The organism is Hyphobacterium indicum (assembly GCF_003129605.1).
GTDB lineage: Bacteria > Pseudomonadota > Alphaproteobacteria > Caulobacterales > Maricaulaceae > Hyphobacterium > Hyphobacterium indicum.
In genome coordinates this window covers 859,557-886,555 of record NZ_QBDX01000004.1, presented here as the reverse complement: position 1 = coordinate 886,555, position 26,999 = coordinate 859,557, and the positions used below count along the sequence as shown (strand labels likewise).

General features: G+C 61.7%; 29 protein-coding genes. 18 read left to right on the top strand and 11 right to left on the bottom strand.

Annotation, left to right across the window (positions count from 1 at the left end; genetic code table 11):
- Positions 1 to 5: 5 nt before the first annotated feature.
- Positions 6 to 734 (bottom strand): DUF1223 domain-containing protein, encoded by a 729-nt coding sequence (locus DBR16_RS12215; protein ID WP_109261508.1) that lies wholly within the window; start codon positions 732 to 734, stop codon positions 6 to 8.
- 204 nt (positions 735 to 938) lie between these two features.
- Positions 939 to 3,617 carry an aconitate hydratase AcnA gene (gene acnA, locus DBR16_RS12210; protein WP_109261507.1) on the bottom strand — a complete coding sequence of 893 codons (2,679 nt, stop codon included), beginning with the start codon at positions 3,615 to 3,617 and terminating at the stop codon, positions 939 to 941.
- Between the two features lie 138 nt (positions 3,618 to 3,755).
- Between acnA and ccmA the strand changes: the two genes are divergently transcribed.
- Genes ccmA through DBR16_RS12180 form a run of 6 tightly spaced genes read left to right on the top strand, consistent with a single transcriptional unit; the run spans position 3,756 to position 7,392 of the window.
- Positions 3,756 to 4,391 (top strand): heme ABC exporter ATP-binding protein CcmA, encoded by a 636-nt coding sequence (gene ccmA / locus DBR16_RS12205; RefSeq protein ID WP_161539506.1) that lies wholly within the window; start codon positions 3,756 to 3,758, stop codon positions 4,389 to 4,391.
- Positions 4,388 to 5,053, top strand: a complete 666-nt coding sequence (locus DBR16_RS12200; protein WP_109261505.1) for a heme exporter protein CcmB — start codon at positions 4,388 to 4,390, stop codon at positions 5,051 to 5,053. Before ccmA ends, DBR16_RS12200 begins: the two co-directional genes overlap by 4 nt.
- A 40-nt stretch (positions 5,054 to 5,093) precedes the next feature.
- Positions 5,094 to 5,933 carry a DUF3298 and DUF4163 domain-containing protein gene (locus tag DBR16_RS12195; protein WP_145959653.1) on the top strand — a complete coding sequence of 280 codons (840 nt, stop codon included), beginning with the start codon at positions 5,094 to 5,096 and terminating at the stop codon, positions 5,931 to 5,933.
- Between the two features lie 57 nt (positions 5,934 to 5,990).
- Positions 5,991 to 6,719: a heme ABC transporter permease gene (locus tag DBR16_RS12190; RefSeq protein ID WP_109261503.1), complete on the top strand. Its 729-nt coding sequence runs from the start codon at positions 5,991 to 5,993 to the stop codon at positions 6,717 to 6,719.
- A complete protein-coding gene (gene ccmD, locus DBR16_RS12185) occupies positions 6,716 to 6,874 on the top strand; it encodes a heme exporter protein CcmD (protein ID WP_109261502.1) in 159 nt (52 codons plus the stop codon). The genes DBR16_RS12190 and ccmD overlap by 4 nt, the downstream gene beginning before the upstream one ends.
- On the top strand, positions 6,871 to 7,392 hold the full coding sequence (locus DBR16_RS12180) for a DsbE family thiol:disulfide interchange protein (protein WP_109261501.1): 522 nt from the start codon (positions 6,871 to 6,873) through the stop codon (positions 7,390 to 7,392). Before ccmD ends, DBR16_RS12180 begins: the two co-directional genes overlap by 4 nt.
- Here DBR16_RS12180 and DBR16_RS12175 read toward each other — a convergent pair.
- From DBR16_RS12175 to dapF, 6 genes are all read right to left on the bottom strand, one after another.
- Positions 7,389 to 7,952 carry a MarR family winged helix-turn-helix transcriptional regulator gene (locus DBR16_RS12175; protein ID WP_109261500.1) on the bottom strand — a complete coding sequence of 188 codons (564 nt, stop codon included), beginning with the start codon at positions 7,950 to 7,952 and terminating at the stop codon, positions 7,389 to 7,391. The genes DBR16_RS12180 and DBR16_RS12175 overlap by 4 nt on opposite strands.
- Positions 7,953 to 8,043: 91 nt before the next feature.
- Positions 8,044 to 8,712 (bottom strand): inner membrane-spanning protein YciB, encoded by a 669-nt coding sequence (locus tag DBR16_RS12170; RefSeq protein ID WP_109261872.1) that lies wholly within the window; start codon positions 8,710 to 8,712, stop codon positions 8,044 to 8,046.
- A 21-nt stretch (positions 8,713 to 8,733) separates the two neighbouring features.
- Positions 8,734 to 9,579, bottom strand: a complete 846-nt coding sequence (locus DBR16_RS12165; RefSeq protein WP_233347816.1) for an EamA family transporter — start codon at positions 9,577 to 9,579, stop codon at positions 8,734 to 8,736.
- Positions 9,576 to 10,526, bottom strand: coding sequence for a signal recognition particle-docking protein FtsY (gene ftsY, locus DBR16_RS12160; protein WP_109261499.1), 951 nt, complete (start codon positions 10,524 to 10,526; stop codon positions 9,576 to 9,578). The genes DBR16_RS12165 and ftsY overlap by 4 nt, the downstream gene beginning before the upstream one ends.
- A complete protein-coding gene (gene mtaB, locus DBR16_RS12155; protein WP_109261498.1) occupies positions 10,523 to 11,830 on the bottom strand; it encodes a tRNA (N(6)-L-threonylcarbamoyladenosine(37)-C(2))-methylthiotransferase MtaB in 1,308 nt (435 codons plus the stop codon). The genes ftsY and mtaB overlap by 4 nt, the downstream gene beginning before the upstream one ends.
- A 48-nt stretch (positions 11,831 to 11,878) precedes the next feature.
- A complete protein-coding gene (gene dapF, locus DBR16_RS12150) occupies positions 11,879 to 12,682 on the bottom strand; it encodes a diaminopimelate epimerase (protein ID WP_109261497.1) in 804 nt (267 codons plus the stop codon).
- Positions 12,683 to 12,767: 85 nt separating this feature from the next.
- Between dapF and DBR16_RS12145 the strand changes: the two genes are divergently transcribed.
- Entirely contained in the window at positions 12,768 to 14,975 is a 2,208-nt protein-coding gene (locus DBR16_RS12145; protein WP_109261496.1) for a prolyl oligopeptidase family serine peptidase, read from the top strand.
- 17 nt (positions 14,976 to 14,992) lie between these two features.
- A complete protein-coding gene (locus DBR16_RS12140) occupies positions 14,993 to 15,376 on the top strand; it encodes a hypothetical protein (protein WP_109261495.1) in 384 nt (127 codons plus the stop codon).
- Between the two features lie 39 nt (positions 15,377 to 15,415).
- On the opposite strand, the gene DBR16_RS12135 is transcribed toward DBR16_RS12140, so the two are convergent.
- The gene (locus tag DBR16_RS12135) at positions 15,416 to 16,309 is read right to left on the bottom strand and encodes a hydrogen peroxide-inducible genes activator (protein ID WP_109261494.1); all 894 of its coding nucleotides are present in this window, start codon (positions 16,307 to 16,309) and stop codon (positions 15,416 to 15,418) included.
- Between the two features lie 132 nt (positions 16,310 to 16,441).
- Here DBR16_RS12135 and DBR16_RS12130 point away from each other — a divergent pair, with 132 nt between their 5' ends.
- The 7 genes from DBR16_RS12130 to DBR16_RS12100 all read left to right on the top strand — a co-directional run bounded on the left by DBR16_RS12130 (position 16,442) and on the right by DBR16_RS12100 (position 21,426).
- Positions 16,442 to 16,993 (top strand): peroxiredoxin, encoded by a 552-nt coding sequence (locus DBR16_RS12130; protein WP_109261493.1) that lies wholly within the window; start codon positions 16,442 to 16,444, stop codon positions 16,991 to 16,993.
- An 84-nt stretch (positions 16,994 to 17,077) separates the two neighbouring features.
- The gene (locus DBR16_RS12125) at positions 17,078 to 17,611 is read left to right on the top strand and encodes a carboxymuconolactone decarboxylase family protein (RefSeq protein WP_109261492.1); all 534 of its coding nucleotides are present in this window, start codon (positions 17,078 to 17,080) and stop codon (positions 17,609 to 17,611) included.
- A 184-nt stretch (positions 17,612 to 17,795) separates the two neighbouring features.
- On the top strand, positions 17,796 to 18,098 hold the full coding sequence (locus DBR16_RS12120) for a hypothetical protein (RefSeq protein WP_125184563.1): 303 nt from the start codon (positions 17,796 to 17,798) through the stop codon (positions 18,096 to 18,098).
- A 60-nt stretch (positions 18,099 to 18,158) separates the two neighbouring features.
- Positions 18,159 to 19,436, top strand: a complete 1,278-nt coding sequence (locus DBR16_RS12115; RefSeq protein WP_109261870.1) for a dicarboxylate/amino acid:cation symporter — start codon at positions 18,159 to 18,161, stop codon at positions 19,434 to 19,436.
- 3 nt (positions 19,437 to 19,439) lie between these two features.
- Positions 19,440 to 20,066, top strand: a complete 627-nt coding sequence (locus tag DBR16_RS12110) for a hypothetical protein (protein WP_125184562.1) — start codon at positions 19,440 to 19,442, stop codon at positions 20,064 to 20,066.
- Between the two features lie 459 nt (positions 20,067 to 20,525).
- Complete coding sequence (locus DBR16_RS12105; RefSeq protein ID WP_161539505.1) at positions 20,526 to 20,909, top strand: DUF983 domain-containing protein; 384 nt, start codon at positions 20,526 to 20,528, stop codon at positions 20,907 to 20,909.
- A 211-nt stretch (positions 20,910 to 21,120) separates the two neighbouring features.
- A complete protein-coding gene (locus tag DBR16_RS12100; RefSeq protein ID WP_109261488.1) occupies positions 21,121 to 21,426 on the top strand; it encodes a hypothetical protein in 306 nt (101 codons plus the stop codon).
- On the opposite strand, the gene DBR16_RS12095 is transcribed toward DBR16_RS12100, so the two are convergent.
- A complete protein-coding gene (locus tag DBR16_RS12095; protein WP_161539504.1) occupies positions 21,423 to 22,409 on the bottom strand; it encodes a M14 family metallopeptidase in 987 nt (328 codons plus the stop codon). The two genes, DBR16_RS12100 and DBR16_RS12095, sit on opposite strands and share 4 nt — an antisense overlap.
- Positions 22,410 to 22,411: 2 nt before the next feature.
- The gene (locus tag DBR16_RS12090) at positions 22,412 to 23,842 is read right to left on the bottom strand and encodes a glutamate--cysteine ligase family protein (protein WP_161539503.1); all 1,431 of its coding nucleotides are present in this window, start codon (positions 23,840 to 23,842) and stop codon (positions 22,412 to 22,414) included.
- A 332-nt stretch (positions 23,843 to 24,174) separates the two neighbouring features.
- Here DBR16_RS12090 and ffh point away from each other — a divergent pair, with 332 nt between their 5' ends.
- From ffh to rimM, 3 genes are all read left to right on the top strand, one after another.
- On the top strand, positions 24,175 to 25,701 hold the full coding sequence (gene ffh, locus DBR16_RS12085) for a signal recognition particle protein (RefSeq protein WP_109261485.1): 1,527 nt from the start codon (positions 24,175 to 24,177) through the stop codon (positions 25,699 to 25,701).
- Positions 25,702 to 25,742: 41 nt separating this feature from the next.
- A complete protein-coding gene (gene rpsP / locus DBR16_RS14225) occupies positions 25,743 to 26,282 on the top strand; it encodes a 30S ribosomal protein S16 (protein ID WP_109261484.1) in 540 nt (179 codons plus the stop codon).
- Positions 26,283 to 26,421: 139 nt separating this feature from the next.
- On the top strand, positions 26,422 to 26,982 hold the full coding sequence (gene rimM / locus DBR16_RS12075) for a ribosome maturation factor RimM (protein ID WP_109261483.1): 561 nt from the start codon (positions 26,422 to 26,424) through the stop codon (positions 26,980 to 26,982).
- Positions 26,983 to 26,999 lie beyond the last annotated feature (17 nt).

Genomic DNA, 26,999 nt, shown 5'->3' with positions numbered 1-26,999 from the left:
CGCGATCAGTCCGTCATTGAGCGGCGGAAATCTGCCGCACCATAGATTGGCCCGCCCTGTCCGCCCTGGACGAAGAAGACGCCGGCCAATCCTTCGGGCAAGGCGGCTCCGTAACTGTCCTCGCCCTGCTGCCATTCGCCGAGCTCGAAAATCGCGGTGACCGGGTTGTAGACGCGGATTTCACGTCCGGCATTGCGTCCGCCCTCGACATTGACCGTCCGCCAGCCCGGAACATAGGCCGCGATGTAAATCGTGGCCGGATCGGCTGATGGAACGGAGCCGTCAATATCGATCGTGAAATTGCCTTCACCATGATGCTGGACGGCGATCTCTATGGAATCGGTCATCGTCAGCTGCCGGTTGGTGATTTGCGACAGAATGCCGTCGGGCTCGGATCCGGCGGCTTCGGCTGTGCCGTCGATCACAAATTGCGGCGTATAGACCCGCGCGAGGTCCATACGGGATTTGTACGCCCGCTGACGGTCAACGAATTCCGGGCGGGCATAGGTGTCCTGCCAACCATAGATATCCCAGTAATCAACACTGAAACTGAGCGCGATAATGTCGTCCCTCCGGTCTAGGCGCCCGAGATATTCATTCGCCGCGGGGCATAGCGGGCAGCCCTGGCTGGTATAGAGCTCGACCAGAACCGGGCGTGCAGGTGCGCTGGCCGGCTCATGAGCCGGTCCGGCAAGCAGCGCGGCAAAAACGAGGCTGAGCAATCCGTTGATCATGTCTATCTAGATAGTGCCCCCGCCGCTGACCTGCGAATCACATCGCCGTGACGCGTGTGCCCAGACGTCAAGATTCGGATTGAACCTTTTCAGGGTCAATAGCGGCTTACCGGGAGGCATGGCAAGCAAGCCAGAGTATCAAAAGGCGATCTGGCTGAATATCCGGTCCGGGGCGCGGTCTGCACCGCACCCCGGAGATCCGGATCAGGCTGCGGCCAGGCGCCGGAGAACATAATGGAGAATGCCGCCGCTGCGGTAGTATTCCAGCTCGTTCTCGGTATCGATACGGGCCCGCGCCTTTACGGTTTCGGTGCGGCCATCCGGGAAGGTGATCGTCACGTCCAGCACTTCGCGCGGTTTGAGGGTTTCGATGCCTGCGACCGAGACCTGCTCATCACCGGTCATGCCCAGCGTTTCCCAGTCCGTGCTTTCGAACTGAAGCGGCAGGACGCCCATTCCGATCAGGTTGGAGCGGTGAATACGCTCGAAACTCTGGGCGATCACGGCCTGAACGCCAAGCAGGCGCGTGCCTTTGGCGGCCCAGTCCCGCGAGGAGCCGGTGCCGTATTCCTTGCCGCCGATGATGACCAGTGGCGTATTCTCGGCCTTGTAGTCCATGGCGGCGTGATAGATGTCGGTCTTCTCCCCGCCCGGCCATTTCTTCGTATAGCCGCCCTCGAGACCGTCAAACATCCGGTTCTTGATGCGGATATTGGCGAAGGTGCCGCGCATCATGACCTGATGATTGCCGCGGCGTGAGCCGTAGGAATTGAAATCGCGCGGCGCGACCTGGTGCTCCTGAAGATAGGTGCCGGCCGGGCTGTCCGCCTTGATCGATCCCGCTGGAGAAATGTGGTCGGTGGTGATGGAATCGCCAAAAAGGCCCAGTATTCGTGCATTTTCAATGTTTTGTGGAGCAACCGCATCCATCGTCATGCCTTCGAAATAGGGCGGATTCTGGATATAGGTCGAGCCCATATCCCAGTCATAGGTCTGGCCGCCGGTCACCTCGATATTCGCCCAGATATCGTCCCCTTTGAAGACGTCGCCATAACGCGAGGCAAACATATCCGGCGTCACGGCGGTGCGCACCGCTTCACTGATCTCCGCCGTGGTCGGCCAGATTTCCTTCAGGAAGACCGGCTCGTTCTCCTCATCATAGCCAATCGGATCATTCAGGAGGTCCACATTCATGGAACCGGCGATGGCGTAGGCGACCACGAGTGGCGGAGAGGCCAGATAGTTGGCGCGCACATCCGGGCTGATGCGGCCTTCAAAGTTGCGATTGCCGGAGAGCACGGATGTCGCGACGAGGTCAGCTTCCTTGATGGCTTTCGAGATCGGCTCCGGCAGCGGGCCGGAATTGCCAATACAGGTCGTGCAGCCATATCCGACCAGCTGGAAGCCCAGCGCATCCAGATCATCCTGCAAGCCAGCCCGGGCGAGATAGTCGGTCACGACCTGGGACCCCGGTGCCAGTGAGGTTTTCACCCACGGCTTGACCTTGAGCCCGCGCTGAATGGCATTGCGGGCCAGAAGACCGGCGCCCAGCATGACAGACGGGTTGGAGGTATTGGTGCAGGAGGTGATGGCCGCGATGACGACATCGCCATGGCCGATCGAGTATTCCGTCCCTTCGACCTTGGCCCGCTTGTGGCCTTCCGACAGCTTGTCGAATTCATCGTGCAGGACCTGGGCGAAGGCATCTGAGGCTCCGTCCAGCGGCACGCGGTCCTGCGGGCGCTTCGGTCCGGCAAGGGAGGGCACCACTTCGGACAGGTCCAGTTCCAGCGTGTCGGTGAAGACAGGATCGGTTTCGTATTCCGGACGGAAGAGTCCCTGCGCCTTTGAATAGGCTTCCACGAGTTTGACGCGCTCCGGGTCCCGGCCGGTGTCGGCGAGATAGGCCAGGGTTTCGTGGTCGACCGGGAAGAAGCCGCAGGTGGCGCCATATTCAGGGGCCATGTTGGCGATCGTGGCTTCATCGGCCAGCGTAAGATGGTCGAGGCCCTCGCCATAGAATTCGACGAATTTGCCGACCACACCGCGTTCACGAAGCATCTGCACGACCATCAGGACGAGGTCAGTGGCCGTTGCGCCCTCCGGCAGTTTTCCGGTCAGCCTGAAGCCGATGACTTCGGGGATCAGCATGGAGACGGGCTGGCCAAGCATGGCGGCTTCCGCCTCGATCCCGCCGACACCCCAGCCGAGAACCGACAGGCCGTTGACCATGGTGGTGTGGCTGTCAGTGCCCACCAGCGTGTCGGGATAGGCGATGGTTTCGCCATCTTCTTCCCGGGTCCACACGGTCTGGGCGAGATATTCGAGATTGACCTGGTGGCAGATGCCGGTGCCCGGCGGGACAACGCGGAAATTGTCAAAGGCGCTCGCGCCCCATTTCAGGAATTTGTAACGCTCGCCATTGCGCTCGTATTCGCGTTCGACATTGCGCTTGAAGGCGTCTTCAGACCCGAACACGTCCACCATCAACGAGTGATCGATGACGAGATCGACCGGCACCAGCGGATTGATCTTCTCCGGGTCGCCGCCCAGCTCTTTCACCGCATCGCGCATGGCGGCCAGATCGACGACGGCTGGAACGCCAGTAAAGTCCTGCATCAGCACGCGGGCGGGGCGATAGGCGATCTCGGTCGTGGACTTGCGCTCCTGGACCCATTTGGCCATCGCCTCGATGTCCGACTTCGTCACCGTGGTGCCATCCTCGTTGCGCAACAGGTTTTCGAGCAGAACCTTCAACGAGGCGGGCAGTTTCGAGACCCCGTCCAGCCCGTTGCGCTCAGCCTCCTTCAGATCGAAATACACATAGGTTTTTCCATCCACATCGAGGTTGCGGCGGCAATTGAAGCTGTCGAGTGAAGCCATTGAGAGCATCCTTATCGGTTGGAATGCGAACGAGTATCGCAAACGGGGCCTGTCTGTTTGAGGGGGTTTTAGACCCCGCTGCGTCCGGCTGCAATGCGGTCTGTTAGCCAATCCGCCTTGACCCCGGGGTCAGGCCGGGTGAAATCGCAGAAGATGACACTTCCGGATTTTGACCCCTTGCCGCTGACGGTCAGCGATCTGTCGCTCGAGCGCGGCGGAATCCCTTTGATTTCCGGCCTATCGCTGCGCGTGGAAGCCGGTGAGGCGCTGGTGCTTCTCGGCCGCAATGGCGTGGGTAAGACCACCTTTTTACGCGCACTGTCCGGAATTCTGCGGCCGGCATCCGGCGATATCCGCTATGGGGATGTCCCGGCGATTAAGGCGGCTCCCGCTGTTTGTGCGTTTCTGGGCCATGACAATGCCCTGAAACCGGATGAGAGCCCGCGCCAGTCATTGGCCTTCTGGTCAAAACTGTCGGGAATGACTGCCAATGTGCCCGGTGCAATGGCTGCAATGGGACTGAAAGCGCTGGCCGACCGGCCATCCCGGCGCTTGTCCCAAGGTCAGAAACGCCGCGCGGCGCTGGCGCGAATCCTGGTCCAGAACCGGCCGGTGTGGCTGTTGGATGAGCCGGCCGCCCCGCTTGATGCAGAGGGGCGGGAGAAGCTGTCTTTAGCCGTCACGGCGCATCTGGGCCGCGGCGGACTGGTGGTCGCCGCCACGCACCAGGCGCTGGACTGGCCCGATGCCCGCATTCAAGAGCTGACACGGTGAGGGCGGGCGCGATTTTCCTGCGCGAGGCGCGGCTGGCCTTTGCCGGTGGTGGTGGACCCGCAGCGCCCGCTGCCTTTTTCATCGCCAGCCTGACACTGGCACCGCTCGCCATCGGCCATTCACCGGCCACGCTGCAGGCCGCGGGGCCGGGCGTGATCTGTTTTGCCGCCTTGCTGGCCGTGCTGCAGGGGGCTGAACGGCTGTTCGGTGAAGATGTGGCCGACGGGACGCTCGAGACCTATGGCCTGTCAGGCCTGCCGCTCTCCGTGGTCGCTCTGGCCAAGGTCCTGGGTACAGCACTGGCAACGCTGTGGCCGCTGCCGCTGGTGGGTCTGGGCGGCGGCATTGCTTTCGGACTGCCGGCCGAAGCTGCAGGCATGCTGGCGCTGGCGCTGGCCGCGGCCATACCGGGCCTCGCCTTTCTGGTGGCCATCGCAGCGGCGCTGTCCGCCGGTGCGCGGCGTGGCGGGCTGGTCATCGCCCTGATTGCCGCGCCCCTCGCCATTCCGCTGATGGTCTTTACTGCCAGCGCCGGCCGCGCCGCAGGCCTTGGAGATGCCGCAGCGTCCGCAAACCTGCTTCTGACATGTGCGGTCAGCCTTTTTGTGACGGCTTTGGCGCCTTTTGCGATTTCGGCGGCGCTAAAGGCGCGTCTGGAATAGTATGCCGCCCTGTGCTTCTATTCCGTCCATGAAGAATCTGATGATCAGCGCAATACTGATTGCGGCCATGCCTTCGGCTCTGGCGCAAACAGAGCCGCCTCCGGAAAGTCTACCAACTGCAGAAGTGATCGAGGCCCGGATGCCGGGTTTCTATTCGGCATCGGTAGAGATTGACTCGCGGCTTGCCGAATATCCGGCCATTTTGACCGCGCTACGCGAGGACGAACTCGGCAACATGGGCGAGTTTGCAATGATGGCGCTCGAGGACCACCGGAGCTGGACAGAAGACGCCCCGTCCTGGAGCTGGAATCCCTATTTCAGTGACACCGGGATTGCCGTGACCTTTGCGCATCCGGAGGTTTTGAGCCTGAATCGCAATACGTCCTACTATACGGGCGGTGCACACCCCAATCAGGGGAGCAACCCGATCGTGACACGAACGGACCGGCTCCGCCCGGCCGGACTGGCTGACCTGTTCGAGGACACGGTGACGGATTCGGCCGGGCTAACGGCGCTGTTCTACGCCGTCTACCGCGAGTTGATGGCGATGAAGCGTGAACGTCTCGGTGCCGATTTCAATGAAGCGATGGAGCGTGAAACCTGGCTGGCGCCATTGGCGGCCGAACTGTCAGCCTTTCCCGGTTTCACGCTCATACCCAATCCGTCAGGGGATGCCGCGGGCGGCCTTATGTTCCATTTCGATCCCTATGCCGTCGGATCCTATGCCGAGGGTGGATATGATGTTCCTGTTCCGCTTTCAGTGTTCGAGGAATACCTTGCTGACGCCTGGACCGATGTATTTGACGGCTTCCCCGCGCACGACGTCTTGAGCGAATCCGGCGATGCGTTCGAACCCATGCTTCCGGCCGAAGCGGATTAAGTGCGGCCATCTGGCGCTTGCCCGCCGGATCAGGGCAGGCTAACGGGTGCAAACATCATGTTCAGCTATCTCGCCAACCCCCATCGTTTTGAGACATTTGCGCGCATCGCCATTCCGGTATGCGGCTGGCTGGCTGTGGCGCTGATTGCTGCCGGGCTGTGGTATGGCCTGTTTTCATCGCCCGTCGACCGCTTCCAGGGCGACACAATCCGCATCATGTATGTGCATGTGCCGTCGGCCTGGCTGGCGCTCGCACTCTATTTCGCGATGGGCGTGGCCAGCTTTGTCTACTTTATCTGGCGCCACAATCTGGCGGATGTTGCGGCGGCCTCGATTGCGCCAATTGGCGCAGTTTTCGCAGCGCTGTGCCTGATTACCGGCGCGATCTGGGGCAAGCCGACCTGGGGCGCGTGGTGGGTGTGGGATGCCCGGCTGACCTCCATGCTGATCCAGTTTCTGCTGTTTCTGGGCTATATCGCGCTTCGCGCCGCCATTGAGGATGAACGCCTGGCGGCACGGTCCGCGGCGATTCTGGCCATGGTCGGGCTGGTCAATCTCCCCATTGTCCGCTTCTCGGTGGAATGGTGGGATGGCATTCTGCACCAGGGGGCGACGGTGTTTCGTGCGGATGGCCCGGAAATTCACGGCAGCCAGCTTCTGCCACTGGCCTTGATGGCAATCGGCTTCACCTTGCTGGCCGGCTGGATGGTACTTTACCGCATGCGCAGCGCGATCATGGCGCACAAGGCCGCCAATCTGCAGCGGCTCAGGGAGGCGCGTGCATGAGCGGTGTCATCGAACCCGGTGCCTATATGGAATTCGTCTGGATTTCCTATGCGCTGACAGCGCTGGGTGTGGGCGGATTGCTGCTCTTTATCCTGCAGGAGCGTATGTCCGCCAAACGGCATCTGAAACGTGAGGAAGACGAGGCCGGGGAATGAGTTGGCTCCGGCTCGTCCCCGTCATAATATTGTTCGGCCTGGCCGGCCTTCTGGCCTTCGCCCTCATCACCCGTACCGAAAGTACCCAGACGATGCGGCTGGTCGGTGAGAGTGTGCCGGAATTCGAACTGGAGGCGCTGAACGGGCATTCCGGTTTCACACCGTCCGGCCTGGCGGGCGAAGCCTATCTTCTGAATGTCTGGGGATCCTGGTGTCCACCGTGTGAAGTCGAGCATCCGGTTCTTGTCGATCTGGCGCAATCCGGCATTCCGATCTACGGCATTGCGTGGCGCGACAGCGATGCCAATGCCAATGCCTTCCTGACCCGGCTTGGCAATCCGTTTTCCGGAATCGTGCGGGATCCGGCGGGAGTCGCGGTGATCGAGCTGGGGGTGACGGGAGCTCCGGAAACCTTCGTGGTCGGTGCTGATGGCGTGATCCGCGCGCGTTGGGCCGGGCCCCTGACCGACGATGTCGTGCGCCGGGTGATCCTGCCCGCGCTTGAGGAGGGCCGTTAGGCCTCCTTGTCTTTCTTTTTCTTTTTGGCCTGCTTCTTGGCCTTTTTCTTGGCTTTCTTCTTGGCCTTTTTTGCGGCCTCTTTCAGCTTTTTAAGCTCGGCCTTGGCCTTGGCTTCATCCTCTTCGATGGTCATCGCAATGCGGCGAAGCGTGACGAGGAAGCTGGCGCGCTTGTTCTTGGGCAGGGAGGACAGAATGGCATCATCAGCCAGCCGCGCTCCGGTCAATGCCCGTTCGTAAATGGCGCGCCCGTCATCGGTGAGGAAAATCGCGTTGGCCCGCGCATCGCCAGCGACCGCTTCGCGGCGGATCAGTCCTTTGATCGCCATGCGGGCGACCAGCTCGGCCAGGGTCGAGCGGTCAATGCCGGTTTCCCTGACCAGATCGGTCTGGGTCAGGCCTTCATTGGCCGCTGCGGAGGCCAGAACGGCGAATTGACGTTGGGTGAGCTTGTCTCCGGAGGACAGATTCGTGGCAAACCGTTCCGCTGCAAACTGTTGCGCACGGTGCAGGAGATGACCGGGAGATTCCGACAAATTGAAGGTCTTGTCGCTGCCCATGATCACTCCCCTCCGGTTCACGGATGCGGGCAGCTTAACGCAAGAGTGTCACGGATCAATGACATTGATCCGGATACGGAAGTTGCGGATATCAGGCCGTTCCGGCCGGGGACGGATCATCCTGTTTGTCTTCATCGTCCGGCTGATGCCGGAGCGCGATCGGGATGTTCGCCATCGCAAAAATGAATGTCAGCGCCATGATTCCCAGCTTGCCGTTGGCCCAGACGCTCTCGCTCCAGGCAAGGCCGGGAAACCAGCGCGCGCTCTCCAGAACCACGGAGTCATTGATGTGACGCCACAGGAATTCATTGATCAGCGCGAGAATCTGGAAAAACAGGGCCCAGCGGACCGCCAGAATCCACCAGACCCGGTCCGGCAGGGTAAAGATGGAACCGAAAAGGGCTTTCCAGACATTGAAGCCGAAGGCGAAGCTGCCCAGTATGGCGAAGGAGTAGAGCAGGTTGATGATGGTCGGTTTGACATAGACGAAAATCGGATCCTGCAGCCAGATGGTCAGCCCGCCGAAGGAAAGCACGATCACGGCAGACACGACGAGCATGGGCGGAAAACGCTTCTGCACGATGGCGGCATAACCCAGCGCCAGGCCGACACCCGCCATGAAAACGCCGGTCGCCCAGTAGATGGCCTGATCGCCGACAAAATTCCGACCGATATTATAGACCAGAATGAAGGCAATGACGGGACCGACATCGGTCAGTAATTGTGCGCCCTGTCCCGCGGTTTTCCGTGCCTGATTCATACCTGCCATCTCCGATTCACATCAGCCAACCTGAAGCATTACGAGGCCGGCGGCCAGAAAGATTGCCAGAAGGCTGCGTTTGATCCCGAAGGGTTCTTTCAGGATGAGTGCGGCGAGGATGGCGCCGAATACCACCGATGTTTCACGCATGGCCGCCATCGGCCCTATTGCGGCAATAGAAAACGCAAACAGGGCCAAGCCATAAGACGCAGCACCCAGGACTGCCGCAGGTGCGGCGCTGCCAAACTGCCGCCGGGCGAGGTCCGGCCAGCGCCGCCCGCGCCGGACCAGTGCAGTCACCAGAATCGGCAGGGCCGTAACGAGAGAAAACCATGCCAGATAGGTCAGCGGATTTCCTGTGGCGCGGACGCCGGAGGCGTCGTTGACCGAATACAGAGCGGTCATCAGCGCAGCGAGCGCAGCGAATGCCAGCGCAGTGACTTTTGGTGCCTTGCTGCGATCCGGCCAGGCAAATCCGATAATGGTTGCCGAGGCGAGCGCCAGCCCGCTGATCTGCAGTATGGAAAGAGCTTCACCCAGGATGAGGAAGGCAAAGAGCGCCGCCAATGCCGGTGCGGCACCGCGCATGACCGGATAGACCAGATTCATGTCGCCGCGCTCAAAGGCGGAGATCATCGACATCTGGAAAACGAAATGCAGGCCCATGCCCATGATCAGAAAGGGCCAGGCCTCCGCGGGGGGCGGCGGCAGGAGGAAGAGAAGCGGCAAAAAGAGGATCGCACTCGTCGACATCATCACCGAACGGAAGACCAGCTTGTCCGATGAGGACTTGGTCAGCATGCCCATTACTGCATGGGTCATGGCCGAGCCGAGCATGGCCGCTGCGCCGGCAATTTCGGGCGTCACGCCTCGTCAAGCCCCGCAAGCGCCCGTGCAAAAGCGCGGGCGTCGAAGGGTTGAAGGTCATCAATACCTTCGCCAATCCCGATGGCGTGGATGGGCAGGGCGAATTTTTCGGCGACCTGGACCAGTGCGCCGCCTTTCGCGGTTCCATCCAATTTGGTCATGATGAGGCCGGTGACACGGGCCGCTTCCAGAAAGGCTGCGGCCTGCGACATCGCATTGGAGCCCACCGTCCCGTCCAGAACCAGAATGACCTTGTGGGGGGCGGTTTCATCCATCTTGCCCAGAACGCGGACGATCTTGCGCAATTCATCCATCAATTCGGTACGGTTCTGGAGGCGGCCGGCCGTATCTATCAGCACGGCATCCAGGTGTTCGCGCCTGGCCCGCTGGACCGCATCGAAAGCGAGGCCGGCGGCATCTGCGCCGATTTCCCGCCGTTCGACCGGCGCGCCCGCGCGCTCGCCCCAGACAGCGATCTGCTCAACAGCGGCGGCGCGGAAGGTGTCCCCGGCCACGAGCAGGGGCGACTGGCCGTCACGCACCATGCGGGCCGCAATCTTGCCCAGTGTCGTGGTCTTGCCCGATCCGTTGACGCCAACGAACAGAACGACTTCGGGATCCGAACCGCCTCCGATGTCCAGGGGCGCTTCAAGCGGCCGAAGGGTTTCAGCGATGGTCTCGGCGAGAACGGTTTTCACCTCCTCATCCGTGACCTCCTTGTCGAAGCGGTCCTTTGCAAGGCGTTGGGTGACGCGCAAGGCGATCGGCGCGCCCAGATCCGCGGCGATCAGGGCGTCTTCAAGCGCTTCAAGGGTTTGGCTGTCGAGCTTTTTCTTTGTGAAAACAGCGGTGACGCTTTCCGAGATTCCACTGGACGAGCGGCGCAGGCCGGCGGCCAGCCGGGAGAAGAAGCCCTTTTTCTTTTCCTGATTTCCGCCATCGCTCATACGGGCATCCCCTGCAGCACCTTGCCGTCATGACCGGTGATACGGATCGGCAGTATCGCCCCGGCCCGGGCCGTCATTGTGCTCATGCTGATGCCCGCGAAATTGGGGGCGCGCGCGAATCCGGGCTTTTCCACCAACCCGCTCTGAACCGATCCGGTCATGGTTTCGAGATGGGCGGCCAGCACCTCATCGGCCTTCTGCCGCAAACGCGCGGCGCGGGCCTTGATAAGGGTGCGATCCAGCTGCGGCATGCGTGCAGCCGGTGTTCCGGGGCGCGGCGAATACGGGAAAACATGCAGATAGGCGAGACCGCACTCATCAACCAGCCTCAGCGAGTCTTCAAACATGTCGTCGGTTTCGGTCGGGAATCCGGCGATGATGTCCGCTCCGAAGGCAATGTCCGGGCGCGCGGATTTCAGGCGCTGGCAGAGGTCGATAGCATCGGCGCGCAAATGCCGCCGCTTCATCCGTTTCAGGATCATGTCGGCCCCGGCCTGAAGCGAGAGATGCAGGTGCGGCGCGATGCGTGGCTCGGAGATGATGGCGTCAAACAGGGCGTCATCAATCTCTATGGCATCAATGGAGGAGAGGCGAAGCTGTGGGAGGTCCGGCACATTTTTCAGAATGGCCTGTACCAGGCGCCCCAGTTTCGGCGTTCCCGGAAGGTCGCTGCCCCAACTGGTCAGATCGACGCCGGTCAGCACGATTTCCTGATGGCCGGTGCCGACCAGTGTCTTGACCTGCTCGACGACATCGCCGGCGGGCACAGAGCGGCTGTCGCCGCGGCCATAGGGAATGATGCAGAAGGTGCAGCGATGATCGCACCCGGTCTGGACCTGGACATAGGCGCGGGCCCGCCCGTCCAGCCCGTCTACCAGATGGCCGGCGACGTCCCTGACCTGCATGATATCGGAGACGGAGGTTTTCTCGTTTCCAGCCAACAGGATATGCGGCCGGAAGGTCGCCTCCTTCATCTTGTCGGCATTGCCGATCACGCGGGTGACTTCCGGCATGCGGGCGAATTCATCCGGGTTGATCTGGGCGGCGCAGCCGGTGACGATGATGGGCGCTTCGGGGTTGGCGCGGCGGGCCTTGCGGATGGCTTGGCGGGCAGTGCGCACGGCTTCGCTGGTCACGGCGCAGGTGTTGACGAGGATGGCCCCTTCAAGCCCGGCTGCTCTGGCATGTCCGCGCATGACCTCGCTCTCCCAGCTGTTGAGCCGGCAGCCGAAGGTGAGAATTTCATTCCCGCCGGCTTCCGCCGGAGCTTCCGGCTGCGAGGTATGGGCATCCTGATCAGACATAAGCCTGCCTAAGTGGTGGAAAGGTGAGTTGTGGTCAAGCGCCGGGCCTCAGAGCGTGACTTCGCCTTCCAGCTCGACCGGACCTTCCAGCCAGACATGATTGTCCTCCCGCCAATCAATGGCCAGTTTGCCGCCATCCACTGCGACCAGACACTTCCGGTCGACCAGGCCCTTGCGGTGCCCCGAGACAATGGCGGCTGCCGCGCCGGTTCCACAAGCCTTGGTCAGGCCAGCGCCACGCTCCCACACCCGGAGGCGGATATGCGACCGGTCGCGGATCTGCATGAAACCGGCATTGACCCCTTGCGGAAAAAGCGGGTCGGTTTCTGCCATCGGTCCGAGCACCTCCACCGGCAGGTCTTCCAGCTCCGGAACGTTGAAAACGATGTGCGGATTGCCCATCGAGACGGCACCGGGTTGCGACAGGCGGATACCGCCGCTTTCCAGCGCATAATCCAGCGCCACCGTGCCCATTTCCCGGGCAAGCGGGATTTCCTGCCAGCGGGTCAGGGCCGGGCCCAGATCAACGCTGATGCGGAAATCGCCGGTCCGGCGGGCTTCGGTCAAACCATAGGCGGTGTCGAGAAGCGCCGTGTCCGTGGCGGACTGTTGTGTCAGATACCAGCCGGCACAGCGTGCGCCATTGCCACATGCACCAACTTCGCCGCCATCCCGGTTCCAGATGCGATAGTGCGCAGCGGCCCGTTCGCTGGGCTCGAGCACCAGGAGCTGATCAAATTCATACGCCTCCGCCAGATCGCGCACGCCCCCCGGCGTTACGGCGAAGGCCTGTTCGCGCGCATCAACAAGGAGGAAGGCATTTCCCGTCCCGTTCATCTTCAAGGCGCGCATAACAGCTTCCTTACAGAGGGTTTAACTTGAATCCGCGCGCCCAGGCGCTAGGGATACAGGCAACATTATCCTGGGAGATATCCAGATGCTGCAACGATTTTTGACTGCCACGGCCGCCGGGGCCTTGCTGATGGCCTGTTCTTCGGAATCATCTGACACAAACAGTGCCGAAACGGAAACCGATATGCCGGAAGCGTCCGGGACGATGGAGTCTGCGGACATGACCGAAGAAGCCGATATCGTCCAGATCGATCCGGAAAACGATCCACGCGTCTGGCTCGAAGAGGTCGAGGGTGAGCGGGCTCTGGAATGGGTTGAAGGCCAGAATGAGCGCACATTTGACCGCCTGCAGGGCGATCCGCGCTATGATGAATTGTATAATGCGGCGCTTGAAGTCTATCAGAGCAATGACCGCATTCCCTATGGCTCCTACCAGAACGATTATATCTGGAATTTCTGGCAGGATGCGGACAATACGCACGGTCTGTGGCGCCGGACCAGCCTCGAAAGCTATCTGTCGGATGCGCCCGAATGGGACGTGGTGCTGGATCTCGATGCGCTGGCCGAGGCAGAGGATACGAACTGGGTGTGGCAAGGTTCCAATTGCCTGGCGCCCGAGTACAACCGCTGCATCATAACCCTGTCGGATGGCGGCCAGGACGCTTCGGTCCGCCGCGAGTTTGATCTGGAAAGCCGTACCTTCGTCGAGGATGGCTTCATCTCCCCCGAAGCCAAGGGCGGCATGAGCTGGATTGACGAAGACACGGTTCTGTTCGGCTTTGCCACGAGTGACGAGAATTCAACGACATCGGGCTATCCGTCTATCATCTATCGCTGGGAACGCGGCACGCCGATGGAAGAGGCCACCGAAATCCTGCGCGGTGACCGAGAGGATGTTGGCCTGTTTGCGTTCCGGACCGAGGATAATGCGGGCAATGTCTACATGATGGCGTCGGAGGCCGACACCTTCTTTGAAACGACATGGTGGTATTTGCCGGAAGGTGCCGATCCGGTTGCGCTTCCAATCCCCGCCAAGTCCTCCCTGTCAGGCCTTTATGACAACCAGCTCCTGTTCACCCTGGAAGAGGACTGGACGCGCGAGAATGGCGACAGCTTCCCGCAAGGCGCGCTCTTGTCTTTCGACATGGGTGACTTTGCAGCGACCGGCGAAATCGGCGATGTGGCGACGGTCTTCGTGCCAGGGGCGCGCCAGTCGATCGGCGGGGTCGGAATCTCGCAAGACACGGTGTTGATCCAGATTGACGATAATGTCACCGGACAGCTCTGGCGCTTTGATTTCGATGGCAATGTCTGGTCGTCGTCGCAGATCGACACACCGGAAAACCTTACCCTCGGGCTATTCGGAACGAGCGTTTATCATGACCTTGCTTTTCTGAACGCCGAAGGCTTCCTGACCCCGGATTCTCTTTATCTCGTGGACATCGAGGCCGGAACCGTGGAGCAGGCCAAGTCAACACCGAGCTGGTTTGAGGCCGAAGATCTGGTCGTGGAACAGCTGGAAGCTGAATCCAGCGATGGCACAATGATTCCCTATTTCGTGGTCCGCCATCGTGACACCGTCATGGACGGCACAACGCCGACCCTGCTCTATGCCTATGGCGGTTTCCAGGTGTCGATCCAGCCCAGCTATTCGGGTGTGCGGGGCCGGCTCTGGCTGGAGCGTGGCGGGGCTTATGTGTCCGCCAATATCCGCGGCGGCGGTGAGTTCGGCCCGGCCTGGCACCAGGCGGGTCTGAAAATGGACCGTCAGCGCATCTATGATGATCTGATTGCGGTCGCAGAAGATGTGATCGAGACCGGCCTCACGACGCCGCGCCATCTGGGCGTTTATGGCGGATCGAATGGCGGGCTTCTGACCGGCGTGATGTACACCCAGCGGCCCGATCTGTGGAATGCGGTCGTGTCGGCTGTACCGCTGCTCGACATGTTGCGCTTCAACCAATTGCTCGCCGGCGCGTCATGGATGGGCGAATATGGCGATCCGGCGGATCCGGACGAGGGCGGTTTCCTGCGCTCGATCTCGCCCTATCACAATGTCGATGCCAATGGTGATTATCCGGAGATATATCTCTACACCTCGACCAAGGATGACCGCGTCCATCCGGGCCATGCCCGCAAATTCTCGCACCTGCTCGAGGAGCTGGGTCATCCCTATCTGTATTATGAAAACACGGAAGGCGGACATTCCTCTGCGGCCAATCTTGCCGAGAGCGCGCGCCGTGATTCCCTGCTCTACACCTTCCTCAGCCAGCGGCTGATGGATAGCGAGTAGGCAATAGAATTGACGCAATGAGCGAATTTGAAGAGTCTAAGCAAGTTGGGCGAAAGAGGGCGATAACCTTCGGAGTTGGCGGCCTGATCATCGCCATTTCCATGGGAACGTCACTAATCATTTTGATGCAACCGAGGGCAGTGCCTTGCGGAGAAACCTTGGCGACCGTTGTGGAAGAACGACACAGCGTTGCCAATACAAGTCGCGGCGCTGTTCCCCTTTCGCAGCAAGTCTTGCAGGGAGATGATGGCAATGAGTACGTCTCTGAATACGCTTCGGAATATTTTCGCGTAGGGGAGCGAGTGCGGGTTTATCGGCGCTGCGCGAATGATGGGGATGTGCAAAGCATGCCTGACTTGGTTGAGCGTCTTTCTGCAGATCTCGCTGCAGGGCTAAACTAATCGCTGGAATGAAAAGCCCCCAGTCAGCGCCAGGGGCTTTTATATCACCTCTTTCAGCGATTCAGCGATCAGCCGGGCTTCGGCCTCACGTGCCGAGCCCTTGCGCCAGGCGATGCCGATCTCGCGGCCGATGATGGCCGGGGTGAAGGGCTTGACCACAAGACCCAGCCCGTCGGTCACGCCGCCTTCCACGGCAAGGCGCGGCAGGAGCGTCGCGCCGAGACCGGATTTCACCATCTGGGCCAGCGTGTGCAGGCTGGTCGCAGCAAAATCCGACCGCGATGCGGCGGCCGCGCAGACCGAGAGCGCATGGTCACGCAGGCAATGCCCGTCCTCGAGCATGAGCAGCTTTTCTCCGCCCAGATCACTGACGGACAGCGTGGTCTTGTTCGACAGGGGATGATCAGGCGCGGCGGCAAACAGAAATTCGTCGGCCCCGACAGCAATCGCCTCAATCCCGGCGGCATCATAGGGCAGGGCGATGAGCGCAGCATCAAGATTGCGCGAGCGCAAACCATCCAGCAGCCGGTCGGTCAGGTCCTCGCGCAGATAGAGCTGAAGCTTTGGATGGGCGTTCGACAGCACGGGCAATAGCCGTGGCAGGAGAAAAGGCGCGATCGTCGGAATGACGCCCAGACGGAAAGGACCGTTCAACGGCTCCCCCGCCGCGCGGGCGGCCTGCACCAGATCCTCGGCTTCTGCCAGCGTGGAGCGGGCGCGGTCCAGGGCGGCTTCTCCCGCCGGTGTGAGCGTCGTGCCGCGGGCACCGCGCTCGACCAGAGTCACGCCAAGGGTTGTCTCCAGCTCCTTTATGGCCGCCGACAGGGTCGGTTGGGTGACATGGCAAACCTCCGCTGCACGAGAGAAATTCCCCTCATCAGCAAGGGTGACGAGAAAGCGGAGCTGGCGGAGCGTCGGCAAGGGAATTGTCATGACGATATTGATATAGCCTATGTCTTATCCAAAAACAATTCATTGGATTTATGACGCTCGGCCTCTTATCTCTGACCCTGTCGATTGGGTGAAGAGCCCGAAAATCTGAAAACAAGAAACGAGGTCAGTATCATGATGGGAATAGGCGAAAAGCTCCCCGAATTTGCAATCACAGGCGTCAAGCCCGGTTTCATGCAGCACGAGGAAAATGGTGAGAGTGCTTTCGAACCGGTCAATCAGGACAGTTTTGAAGGCAAGTGGAAAGTGATCTTCTTCTATCCGAAGGACTTCACCTTTGTCTGCCCGACCGAGATCAAGGCGTTTGCCGATCTCAACGAGGACTTTACCGACCGTGATGCGGTGGTTCTGGGCGGCTCTGCCGACAACGAGTTCTGCAAGCTGGCCTGGCGCCGGGATCATCCGGATCTCGAAAAACTGCCGATCTGGCAATTTGCCGACACCACCGGTTCGCTGATCGATGCGCTGGGCATCCGCTCGGATGAAGGCGTTCCGCTTCGGGCCACCTTCATCGTCGATCCGGACAATGTGATCCAGCACGTCTATGTGACCAATCTGAATGTCGGCCGTAATCCGGAAGACACGCTGCGGGTCCTGGATGCGCTGCAAACTGACGAACTCTGCCCCTGCAACCGCGCTGTAGGCGGCGAAACCCTGGCCGCGTAACCCATCGCGACCTGACCGGAGATGCGTCCGCCCGCCTCCCCCGAAGGGCGGGCGCATCTTTCCTCTTTCAAATGGAGAAATATAATGAGCCTTGAAGCTCTGAAGACGGCAGTGCCGGAATACGCCAAGGATCTGAAGCTCAACCTGTCCAGTCTGGCGCGGGAAACGATTCTCGACGACCAGAAGAAATGGGGCACATTCCTGGCTTCGGCGCATGCAGTCGGCGTGCCGGCGGTTGTCAGAGCCGTTGAAGCAGAAATTGCGGACACACTCTCGCCCGAAGCAATTTCCGCTGCCAAGTCTGCTGCGGCGATCATGGGCATGAACAATGTCTATTACCGCTTCGTGCATTTGTCGTCCGCGAAGGATTACAAGACCCTGCCCGCCAAGCTGCGGATGAATGTGATTGCCAATCCGGGTGTGGACAAGGCCGATTTCGAGCTCTGGTCACTGGCGGTCTCGGCGATCAATGGCTGCGGTGCCTGCATCGACAGTCATGAGGCCGAATTGCGCCGGCATGGTGTCAGCGCCGAGCAGATCCAGACGGCGGTGCGGATCGCCTCGACCCTCAATGCCATTGCGGCGGTGCTGAAGGCTGAAAGCGCACTGGCCGCATAACATCCGTACCCGGACTGACATGTTTTTCTCCTAAAAGGCGGCCTCTGGGCCGCCTTTTCACTTTTCATTAGCATTCATTAACCCCTGTAAATACCTCCTTACCTATTGTTTTTTGTGCTTTAATACGAGTTATCCAGAGGGCTTTGACTTTCAAAAAAAAGTCCGTATAGTCACTTTCATGGCAATGTTCCAGAATCCATACGAGGCGGTCGTTTCTCATGATCGAGATGGTCATGATGGCGGCGAAGCTGCGCGTGCCAGCCACTATTTTTCGGCCGGAACGATGCGCCGGGCTCTGGGCTACCGGGATGTCAGCTGGCGCCGCCTTGGCGTCCAGGCGCTGATCGCTCTTCCCTTGATGTCGGCTCCGCTGATTGATGTGATGGGGGATCTTGGCCCGTTTGCCATGATTGCAGGCGCAGCCCTGGCCGGCGTGACCGGCTATGTCGTGCTCGCCAAGCTTCTCGACGCAACACGCGCCCGTTGACGCCGCCCTGAACCGGCCTAGTCTGCCGCCATCATAATGGCCGGGCGGGAGGCGGTTTTCATGTTCAATTTCTGGTTTGGAATCACCTTGTGGAAGCGCGTGCTCGGCGCGCTGGTTCTGGGGATCGGCTTCGGCTTGCTGATTCAGCAGCTCATGGGCGATCAGGCCGAATCCTTCCTTGATGGCTATATCCGCCCCTATGGCGAGATTTTCATCGCGCTGATCCGGATGATGATCGTGCCGCTCATCTTCACCACGCTGGTCGCCGGTGTTGTGGCGATGAAGGAGCCCGCCAAGCTGGGCACGCTCGGCCTGATGACGGTCGGGCTCTATCTTGTCACAACCTTCTTCGCCAATGTCATCGGCCTTGTCTTCGGGACCATTATGCGCCCCGGTGCCGGTGCGGCCGAAGCGCTGGCCGGCGCAACACCGGAAGCGATTTCCCAGGCGCGCCCGTCGGGATGGGACCAGATCCTCGAGATCATCCAGAATCCCGCTGCGGCGATGGCGGACGCCAATATCCTGGCGATCATCTTCTTCGCGCTTCTGTTCGGAATCGGTATTCTTCTGGCGGGCTCGAAGGGCGAGCTGGTTGGCAAATTCTTCGAAAGCGCCTCCGAAGCCGTCCTGAAAGTCACCACCATCGTCATGGAGTTTGCGCCGTTTGGCGTTTTTGCGCTGATTTCCTATACGACGGTGGCTTACGGGATCGAGGCTTTCCAGTCGATTTTCTGGCTGATCCTGACGGTCTATCTCGGCCTTTTCACCCACATGATCCTGATCTATGGCGGGCTGATCAAGGTGGTTTTGCGCCTGCCGGCGATCCGCTTCTTCCGCGGTATTTTCGATGCCCAGGCGGTGGCCTTTTCCACCTCGTCCAGCTCGGCCACCCTGCCGGTGACGATCACCAATGCGCGCCGCAATCTGGGGGTGCCCAAGGGTGTGGCGGGTTCGGTGCTGCCGCTGGGCGCGACGATCAATATGGACGGTACGGCGCTTTATCTCGGCATTCTGGCGCTGTTCGCCTCGCAGGCTTTTGGCATCGAATTGACGCTGATGAATTATTTCATGATCGCGCTCACCGCCGCAGTGGTGTCGATCGGTGCGGCGGGCATTCCCTCGGCCTCGCTTTTCCTGCTGGCGACGGTGCTCAGCACGTTCGGCGCGACGCCGGAGCAGATTGCCCTGGTCGTCGGCTTCATCCTGCCGGTGGACCGGGTGATGGATATGGCGCGCACCGTGGTGAATGTGACCGGCGATGCCGCAGTCGCCACCACGGTGGCGAAATGGGAAGGCGAGCTGGACGAGGAGACGTTCCGCGATCCGGCCACGATCTAGGCCATGAGACTGACGACAACACGTATGATCGAGCTGACCGTGGCGGTCAGCGTGGTGGTGATTTCGGTGGCGTCGCTGTTCGTCGCTGTCGAGCAGAGCCGTGTTCAGCGGCAGACGCTGGAAGCCAGTGTGTTGCCCGTCATCCAGTACGGGACCGGCAATTACAATCTGCCGATGGAGGAGTGGCGGCTGACCCTCAGCTTCACCAATACCGGAATCGGACCGGCCGAAGTCCGATATATGGAGCTGATCTGGGATGGCGAGCCGGTCCGGGATACGTCGGAATTCATCGCCCGCTGCTGCATACCGGATGACATTCCGCCGCAAGACCGGCTGTCTTATGTCCACCAGGCTTTCCGTGACGGGCAGATGGCCTTCCTGTTTGATTCCGTGGAGGGCCGCTTTTTCGCACCGCAGGAAGAGGTGGAATACATTGTCTTCCGCCGGCCGGATGCCGAGGCCCAGCCTGTCGGCTACGCGATCTGGCAGGAACTTGACCGCGCCCGGCAGGATGTCTCGGTCGAGGTCTGTTATTGTTCGGTTTTCGAGGATTGCTGGATGGCGCGGTTTCCGGCGCAAACCCGTGAGCCGGTCGATATGTGCCCGGTTCGCGAACCGGAAGACGGCTGACCGGCCCGGCTTTGCCACAATTTTCCAATTTTCCGGAATTTTGTCTCCTACTACTACTACGATTCCGGTTTTATCCACGATCTCAGCGATGGCGCGGAAACTCACGGGGCGGGGCAGGGGACCGGTCATGCCCGCAGTCTAACCCCGGACGGACGCGTGGGGATTGGTGCGGTCCTCCGGACCCGCGTTTTCACGAGGGCAGGCAAGCCGGGGGAAGGCGGAGGTGGGCCATCCAGATGTCACCCCACCCCGCCGATCCGAACGGATCGCCGACCCTCCCCATCAAGGGGAGGGGAAAATACGCTCAGCGTCGAGACAATTCTTTCCCCTCCCCCCAATGTGGGGAGGGGTAGGGGTGGGGGGTATCCCGCCTTCGCGGGCACAGACGCCCGGCAGGCTTGCCGGATGAAGTCATCGGGCGCATGCAGGCAAACAGCCGCGGATGGAGGACGGACGCAATTGAGTGGCACGGACACCCCTTCGCTGATGACGGCCGCCTGGCGCGGCTTCCGGCGGATCTGTCCGCGCTGCGGACAGGCCAATCTGTTTTCCGCCTATCTGAAGCCGGTCGGGACCTGCCCGGTCTGCGCCACGGATTATTCGGGGATCGAGGCGGAAGACGGCCCGGCCTGGCTGACGGTCCTGTCGCTGGGCCCGTTTCTGGTGCCGCTGGCTTTCGGCGTGGCGGTGTCGGGCTGGCCGGCGGTGATCACCTATCCGGTTCTGGCGGTGGCGATTACCGGTGCCGTCCTGCTCTTGCTGCCGCGCATGAAGGGCCTGTTCCTGGCCGTGCTCTGGGTCAGCCGGCGGGGCCCTCCGATCAAGTCGGAGGGTGACGGGTAGAAGGAAATCCACAGCCCTTATTCAAAGCGCCTTCCTCCGGCCGCGCCGGCGCGGAACCGGAGGATCTCGATGTCAAAGAGCCCCCCTCGTCGCTACGCGACACTCCCCCCGCAAGCAGGGGGAGAAAGAGCGAGCCGGAGGATGACGGCGTGATGACTGATCCATCCCTGCCGCTGCAGCGTAATCATCCCCGGCAGAAAAGGCGGACGGGATGATGATATTGCGGCTACTGACGGCGCTGGGCGGGCTGGGGCTCGGCGTGTTGATCGTGCTCGCGGTGAGCGGCGGGGATTTCGGCGCGGCCGGCAGCTGGCTGATGAGCGACCCGTGGGGGCGGGTGACGCTGTTTGATCTCTATCTCGGCTTCTTCTTTCTGGCCGTGATCATCGCCCTGTTCGAAAAACAGGGCTGGCGCGCCGCGCTCTGGATCATCCCGCTGCCCCTTCTCGGCAATATCTGGGCGGCGGTGTGGCTGGTCTTCGCCCTGCCGGAACTCGCCCGGCGGCTGCGCGCCTAACCGGTTTTCTCCATCAGATAGCCGAGGCAGTCGGCGCGGATGGCCGCTTCATTCGTGGTCAGCATGGCGGGCGTGAAATCCCGCTTCAGAATCAGGCGGTCGCCCTCGCGGGCAAAGCAGAGACCGGTCACGTCCTGGCCGGTTTCGGTGGTCACGCGCACCGGATTGCCGCCATTGAGAATGCGGGCAAAGGTGGAGCCGGCCGGGCGGTCGAAGAAATTCCATTTCTCGAGGCTGGCCGGAAATTCGACATCCCCCTGGGCGCCATGTTCGAAGACCATGCGGGCCTCCGGATCGATCAGGATGCGCCCCATCACGGTATAGACATCCAGCGGCCGGTCCGGCGCGCCGCGCCAGTGGTCGAGATGCAGAATATCCCGCACCAGATTGAAGGCGGCCTCCTCATTGGCGGCGATGCCGGAATGGCCGCATTCCGCGGTGATGGCCGGACAGAAGGCCGACATGGCTTCCGAGCAGGTGCCGGGCGGATTGCGGGTCAGCATGGCATTGGGCGAAAACAGGCTGGTCAGTTGCAGATCTTCCGCCCGGTCATGATGGACCAGCGCATAGTGCGGATTGGCTCCGGTATTATTGTGCAGATCAATGGCGGCAAAGGGTCTGGCACCGCGCACGATCTCCGTGACCTGAGCGGCCAGATCATGTTCGGGCGTCTCTCCGGCGCGCCAGATGCGGTTGTAATCAGGGCGTCCCGGCACCATCCGGGCTTGCCGCTCCGCGGCGCGGACATTGCCGATAAAGATCAGCAGGGAGCGCGGCAGGGGATGATCCGCCAGCCAGGCCTGAAGCCGTTTCAACGCTTCCCAGCCGACGGTTTCATTGCCGTGGATCAGAACAGACAGGAAGAGCGGCTGTGTGTGGCGACCCTCCAGCGCAATCAGCGCGCTTTCCGGAAACACGGAGCGGACATCGCGCGCGGCAATCGCCGACAGATCCGGCAGGGCATCCAGGCGATGGAGGGGCAAGTCTAGATCCGCCATGTATGTACCGGACGCCCGCCCTGCTGATTGCCGTAATAGGCTTCTACCAGACCCTGAAAATCACGGCCATGACAATTGACCCAGCTGCGTTGCCAGGCCGCCCCGTTCTGACCGGATTTGGCCCGCTCGCGAATGGGGCTCAATACAGCTTTTGCTTCATGTTCCGGCACGCCCGCTGCGGTCAGCCCGTCCTGCGCCGCGCCCACCAGCTGATCATAAATCAGGCGTTGGACATCATGCAGATCGCCATCCAGCCACTGCACCGAAGCGCCCAGCCCGCGCCGGGCACAGGCGTAGAAATTCGCGCGCGCGGCTGCAAATTCCATCCGTGTTTCCGGGGGCGTCTCCAGCGCGGCGATAAAGCGCGTCAGGCCGATGAAGAAGGCGGCATTGGCCACCATGTCGATGGCGGTCGGTCCGGCCGGTGTGACCCGGTTTTCGATGCGCAGATGCGGTGTGCCCTCGCAATCGCCGCCAATGATCGGCCGGTTCCAGCGCCAGAGCGTGCCATTCTGCAGCTTGAAATGGCGCAGTTTCTCCGGCGCCGCGGCCTCGATGATCGGCAACAGGGCCTCATGGCCGTCGAGATTTTCCAGGAAAAGCTCCATGAAGCCCTTGCGCAGCCAGCCCGCCCCGAAAGTGACGCGGCCGACCTTGGCGCCATCGCGCGCCCGGAAAGACGGAATGCCGATGGCCTGTTCAAAGGCGGGAATGCGGGTTTCCTCCCACAGGCGGCGGCCATAGAGAAAGGGCGAATTGGCGGAAATGGCGGTGACGGGCCCGGCGGCGATCTGGGCGGCATTATAGAGCCGGGCCTCTTCGCCGGGGTTGACGGTGAGATGGGTCTGCAAGGACGTACAGGCCGCCTCGATCATCAGATGGTTCTGGGCGAGTGCCAGCTGTTCGCGGCGGGCGATCCCGACCTGTGTAGGTTTGCCTCTTACCGCCATGACGCGCTCGTTGAGTGCCTTGTAGCGGTTGGAGGGTGTCATCGTGTCCTCGGACAGCATGTCCTGGATCAGGGTTGGCGGAATACCGATCATCAGCGGTTTCAGGGCATGGCGGCTGGCCGCTTGCGTGCAATCGGCCCAGAGCTTGCCGATCTGGTCTTTCAGCTTCGGCAGGCCGCCGGGCAAAGCGTGCGGATCGAGATTGAGCTCGAAATTGAAGCGGGCGAGCTCGTGCGTGGCGAGCGGATCGTGCAGCGTCTCCAGAAAGGCTTCGTTTTCCGGCGCGGGCAGCCAGTTGTCATCGAGCAGCCAGGCCTCGACCTCGGCACCGATCATGGGCGGGTCAAAGGTTTCAAAGCGCTCGTCCCGGAAACAGTCAGAGACAAGACGGGTTTCCGCCCGCAGGCGTTTCAGGAATTCCCGCTCGTCGACATAGTCGCGATCTTCCAGCTCCTGCCCCATCCGCATCCTCCCTGTGCGCATCCTAGCCGCGGGCCTGACCGGTTTCCAAGTGGCGGATGGCCGCATTTCTTGACATCGGGGCCGCGGGCGCGTAACTCCCGCCGCTCACACGTGCAAGCAGGGATGCTTGCCTTGACCGGTGCTGAGACACCGGCGAGGTCCCGCGGTCGGCGAAGGCTCGCTCACCGGGGTGGTATTTCCCGTGTCTTGTTGGCGTGATCCTTCGAGGCTGACCTGCGGTCAGCACCTCAGGATGAGGTGAGAAACCATACCTCACCCTGAGGCGCGAGCGAAGCGAGCCTCGAAGGGCGGAGCAGAGATTGGAGACCGGCGAACACATGTTCGACGCATTGACAGAACGGCTTTCCGGGGTTTTTGACAGCCTCACCGGACGCGGCGCGCTTTCAGAGAAAGACGTCGAGGCCGCGCTGCGCGAAATCCGCGTGGCGCTGCTGGAAGCCGATGTCGCGCTGCCTGTGGTCAAGGATTTCATCTCCCGGATCAAGGAGCGCGCCGTCGGCGAGGACGTGATCCGCGCGGTGGCGCCGGGCCAGCAGGTCATCAAGATCGTCCATGACGGGCTGGTCGAGCTTCTGGGCGGGACCGGCGAGCCGGAAGGCCTGTCATTGGACGGCGAACCGCCGATTGTCATCCTGATGGCCGGTTTGCAGGGCTCGGGTAAAACCACGACCGCCGCCAAGCTGGCGCGCCGCATCCAGACCCGCGACAAGAAGAAAGTCCTCCTCGCTTCGCTCGATACGCGCCGTCCGGCGGCGATGGAGCAATTGCAGCAGATGGCCGTCCATGCCGAGGCCGGCTTCCTGCCCATCGTCAAGGGCCAGGGCGCGGTGGATATCGCCAAGCGCGCCCTGCAATCCGGCCGCCTTCAGGGCTATGACGTGGTCATCCTCGATACGGCGGGCCGCACCTCCATCGATGAAGAGATGATGGCGGAAGCGAAGGCGATTTCGGACGCCACACGCCCGCGCGAAACCCTGCTGGTCGCCGATGCGCTGACCGGTCAGGACGCGGTCGAAACCGCGCGGCGCTTCCATGAGCGCCTGCCGCTGACCGGCCTCGTCCTGACGCGGATGGATGGGGATGGCCGCGGCGGTGCGGCGCTGTCCATGCGCCATGTCACCGGCCTGCCGATCAAGTTTGTCGGCACGTCGGAAAAAGTCGACGGGCTGGACGGGTTCGATGCCAAGCGCATGGCGGGCCGGATTCTCGGCCGCGGCGACATTGTCGCGCTGGTGGAGCGCGCCGCCGAAGATGTCGACCAGGAAAAGGCCGAACGCCTCGCCCGCAAGATGGCGAAGGGCAAGTTCGACATGGACGATCTCGCCGAACAATTGAAGCAATTGCAGAAAATGGGCGGTCTGGGCGGAATCATGGGTCTTTTGCCCGGCATGAACAAGAAGATGCAGGCGCAGGCCGCCGCTGCCGGCATGGATGACAGCCTGCTGAAAAAGCAGGGCGCGATCATCTCCTCGATGACGAAGCAGGAACGCAAGAAGCCGGAACTGATCAAGGCGTCGCGGCGCAAGCGGATTGCCGCGGGCGCCGGCGTCGGCGTGCCCGAAGTCAACAAGCTTTTGAAAATGCACCGCCAGATGGCCGACATGATGAAGAAGGCCGGCAAGAAAGGCCCGCGCGGCATGATGGCCGGCTTTACCCCGCCGGGGGGCGGCGGACCGGATCCGGCGCTGCTGGAACGCATGAAGGGCAGCGGCAAATCCGGCGGCCTGCCCGGCCTTCCCGGCGCGGACAAGCCGGCGTCCGGCGGCTCCACCCTGCCGGGGCTGGGCGGCAGCGCACCGCAACTCGGCCCGGATGGCCTGCCGATCGGGTTCGGCAAGAAATAATCATCTCAGTTCAATCGTATAACACTCAAGGAAACAAACACATGGCACTTAAAATCCGTATGTCGCGCGGCGGCTCCAAGAAGCGTCCCTTCTACCGTATCGTGATCTCCGACTCGCGCTCCCCGCGCGATGGCCGCTTCATCGACCGTGTCGGCTCCTACAATCCGATGCTGCCGAAGGATGCCGAGCGCGTGAAGCTCGATCTGGAAAAGATCGCCGAATGGTATGCCAAGGGTGCCCGCCCGACCGACCGCGTTGCGCGCTTCATGCATGAAGCGGCGCCGGAGACCTATGCCTGGAAGCATGGCGACAACCCGAACAAGGGCAAGCCGGGCCAGAAAGCCCAGGAACGTCTCGCCGAAAAGGCCGAGAAGGAAGCCGAGCTGAAGGCGGCGGAAGAAGAAGCCAAGGCGGCGGCTGCGGCACCGGCTGAAGAGGCTCCGGCCGAGGAAGCTCCGGCTGAAGAAGCTCCGGCCGAGGACGCCCCGGCTGAAGAAGCGGCTGCAGAAGCTCCGGCCGAGGAAGCCGCTGCTGAAGAGGCTCCGGCCGAAGCGGCAGAAGACGACAAGAAAGAAGGCTAGTTTTCCTCGACGCCATTCTTCCCCTCCCCCTTGTGGGGAGGGGCAGGGGTGGGGGTCGTGGGAACATCACCCCACCCGGCCGGACCTGACGGTCCGTCCACCCTCCCCCTCAAGGGGAGGGGTGGGAGCCACACCGCAAATGGCAGAGAACAAACTCATCACCATTGCCCGGATCAAGGGCGCGCATGGCGTGAAGGGCGAGGCCCGGATACAGTCCTTCACGGCGGACCCGGCGGCCTGTTTCGGCTATGGCCCGTTTCTGGATGAAGCGGGCAAGGTGATACTGACGCCGGTGAAATGGCGGCCGGTGAAGGACGGCTTTGTCGTCACCTTCCGGGAAAGCCTGCAGCGCGAGGCCATTGCCGCCCTGCGCGGCACAAAGCTGTTTGCCCCGCGCGCGGCCCTGCCCGCGCCGGAGGATGACGAGTTTTATGTTACCGACCTCCTGGGCCTCGATGCCGTCTCGCCGGAGGGGGATGCGGTGGGGAAGATTGCCGCGGTGCAGAATTTCGGCGCCGGTGACCTGCTCGAAATCGATACGCCGTCGGGCCGCGTCTTTGTCGCCTTCACACGGGCGGATGTGCCGGAGGTCTCGCTGCGCGAAGGCCGGGTCACGGTGATCCTGCCGGAGGAAGACGCGGCGGAGGGTGCGGATCCGGACGGATCCGGGCCGGATGGCGGAAATCCTGAAAAAAGCTGACACGCCCCGTTCTGTAT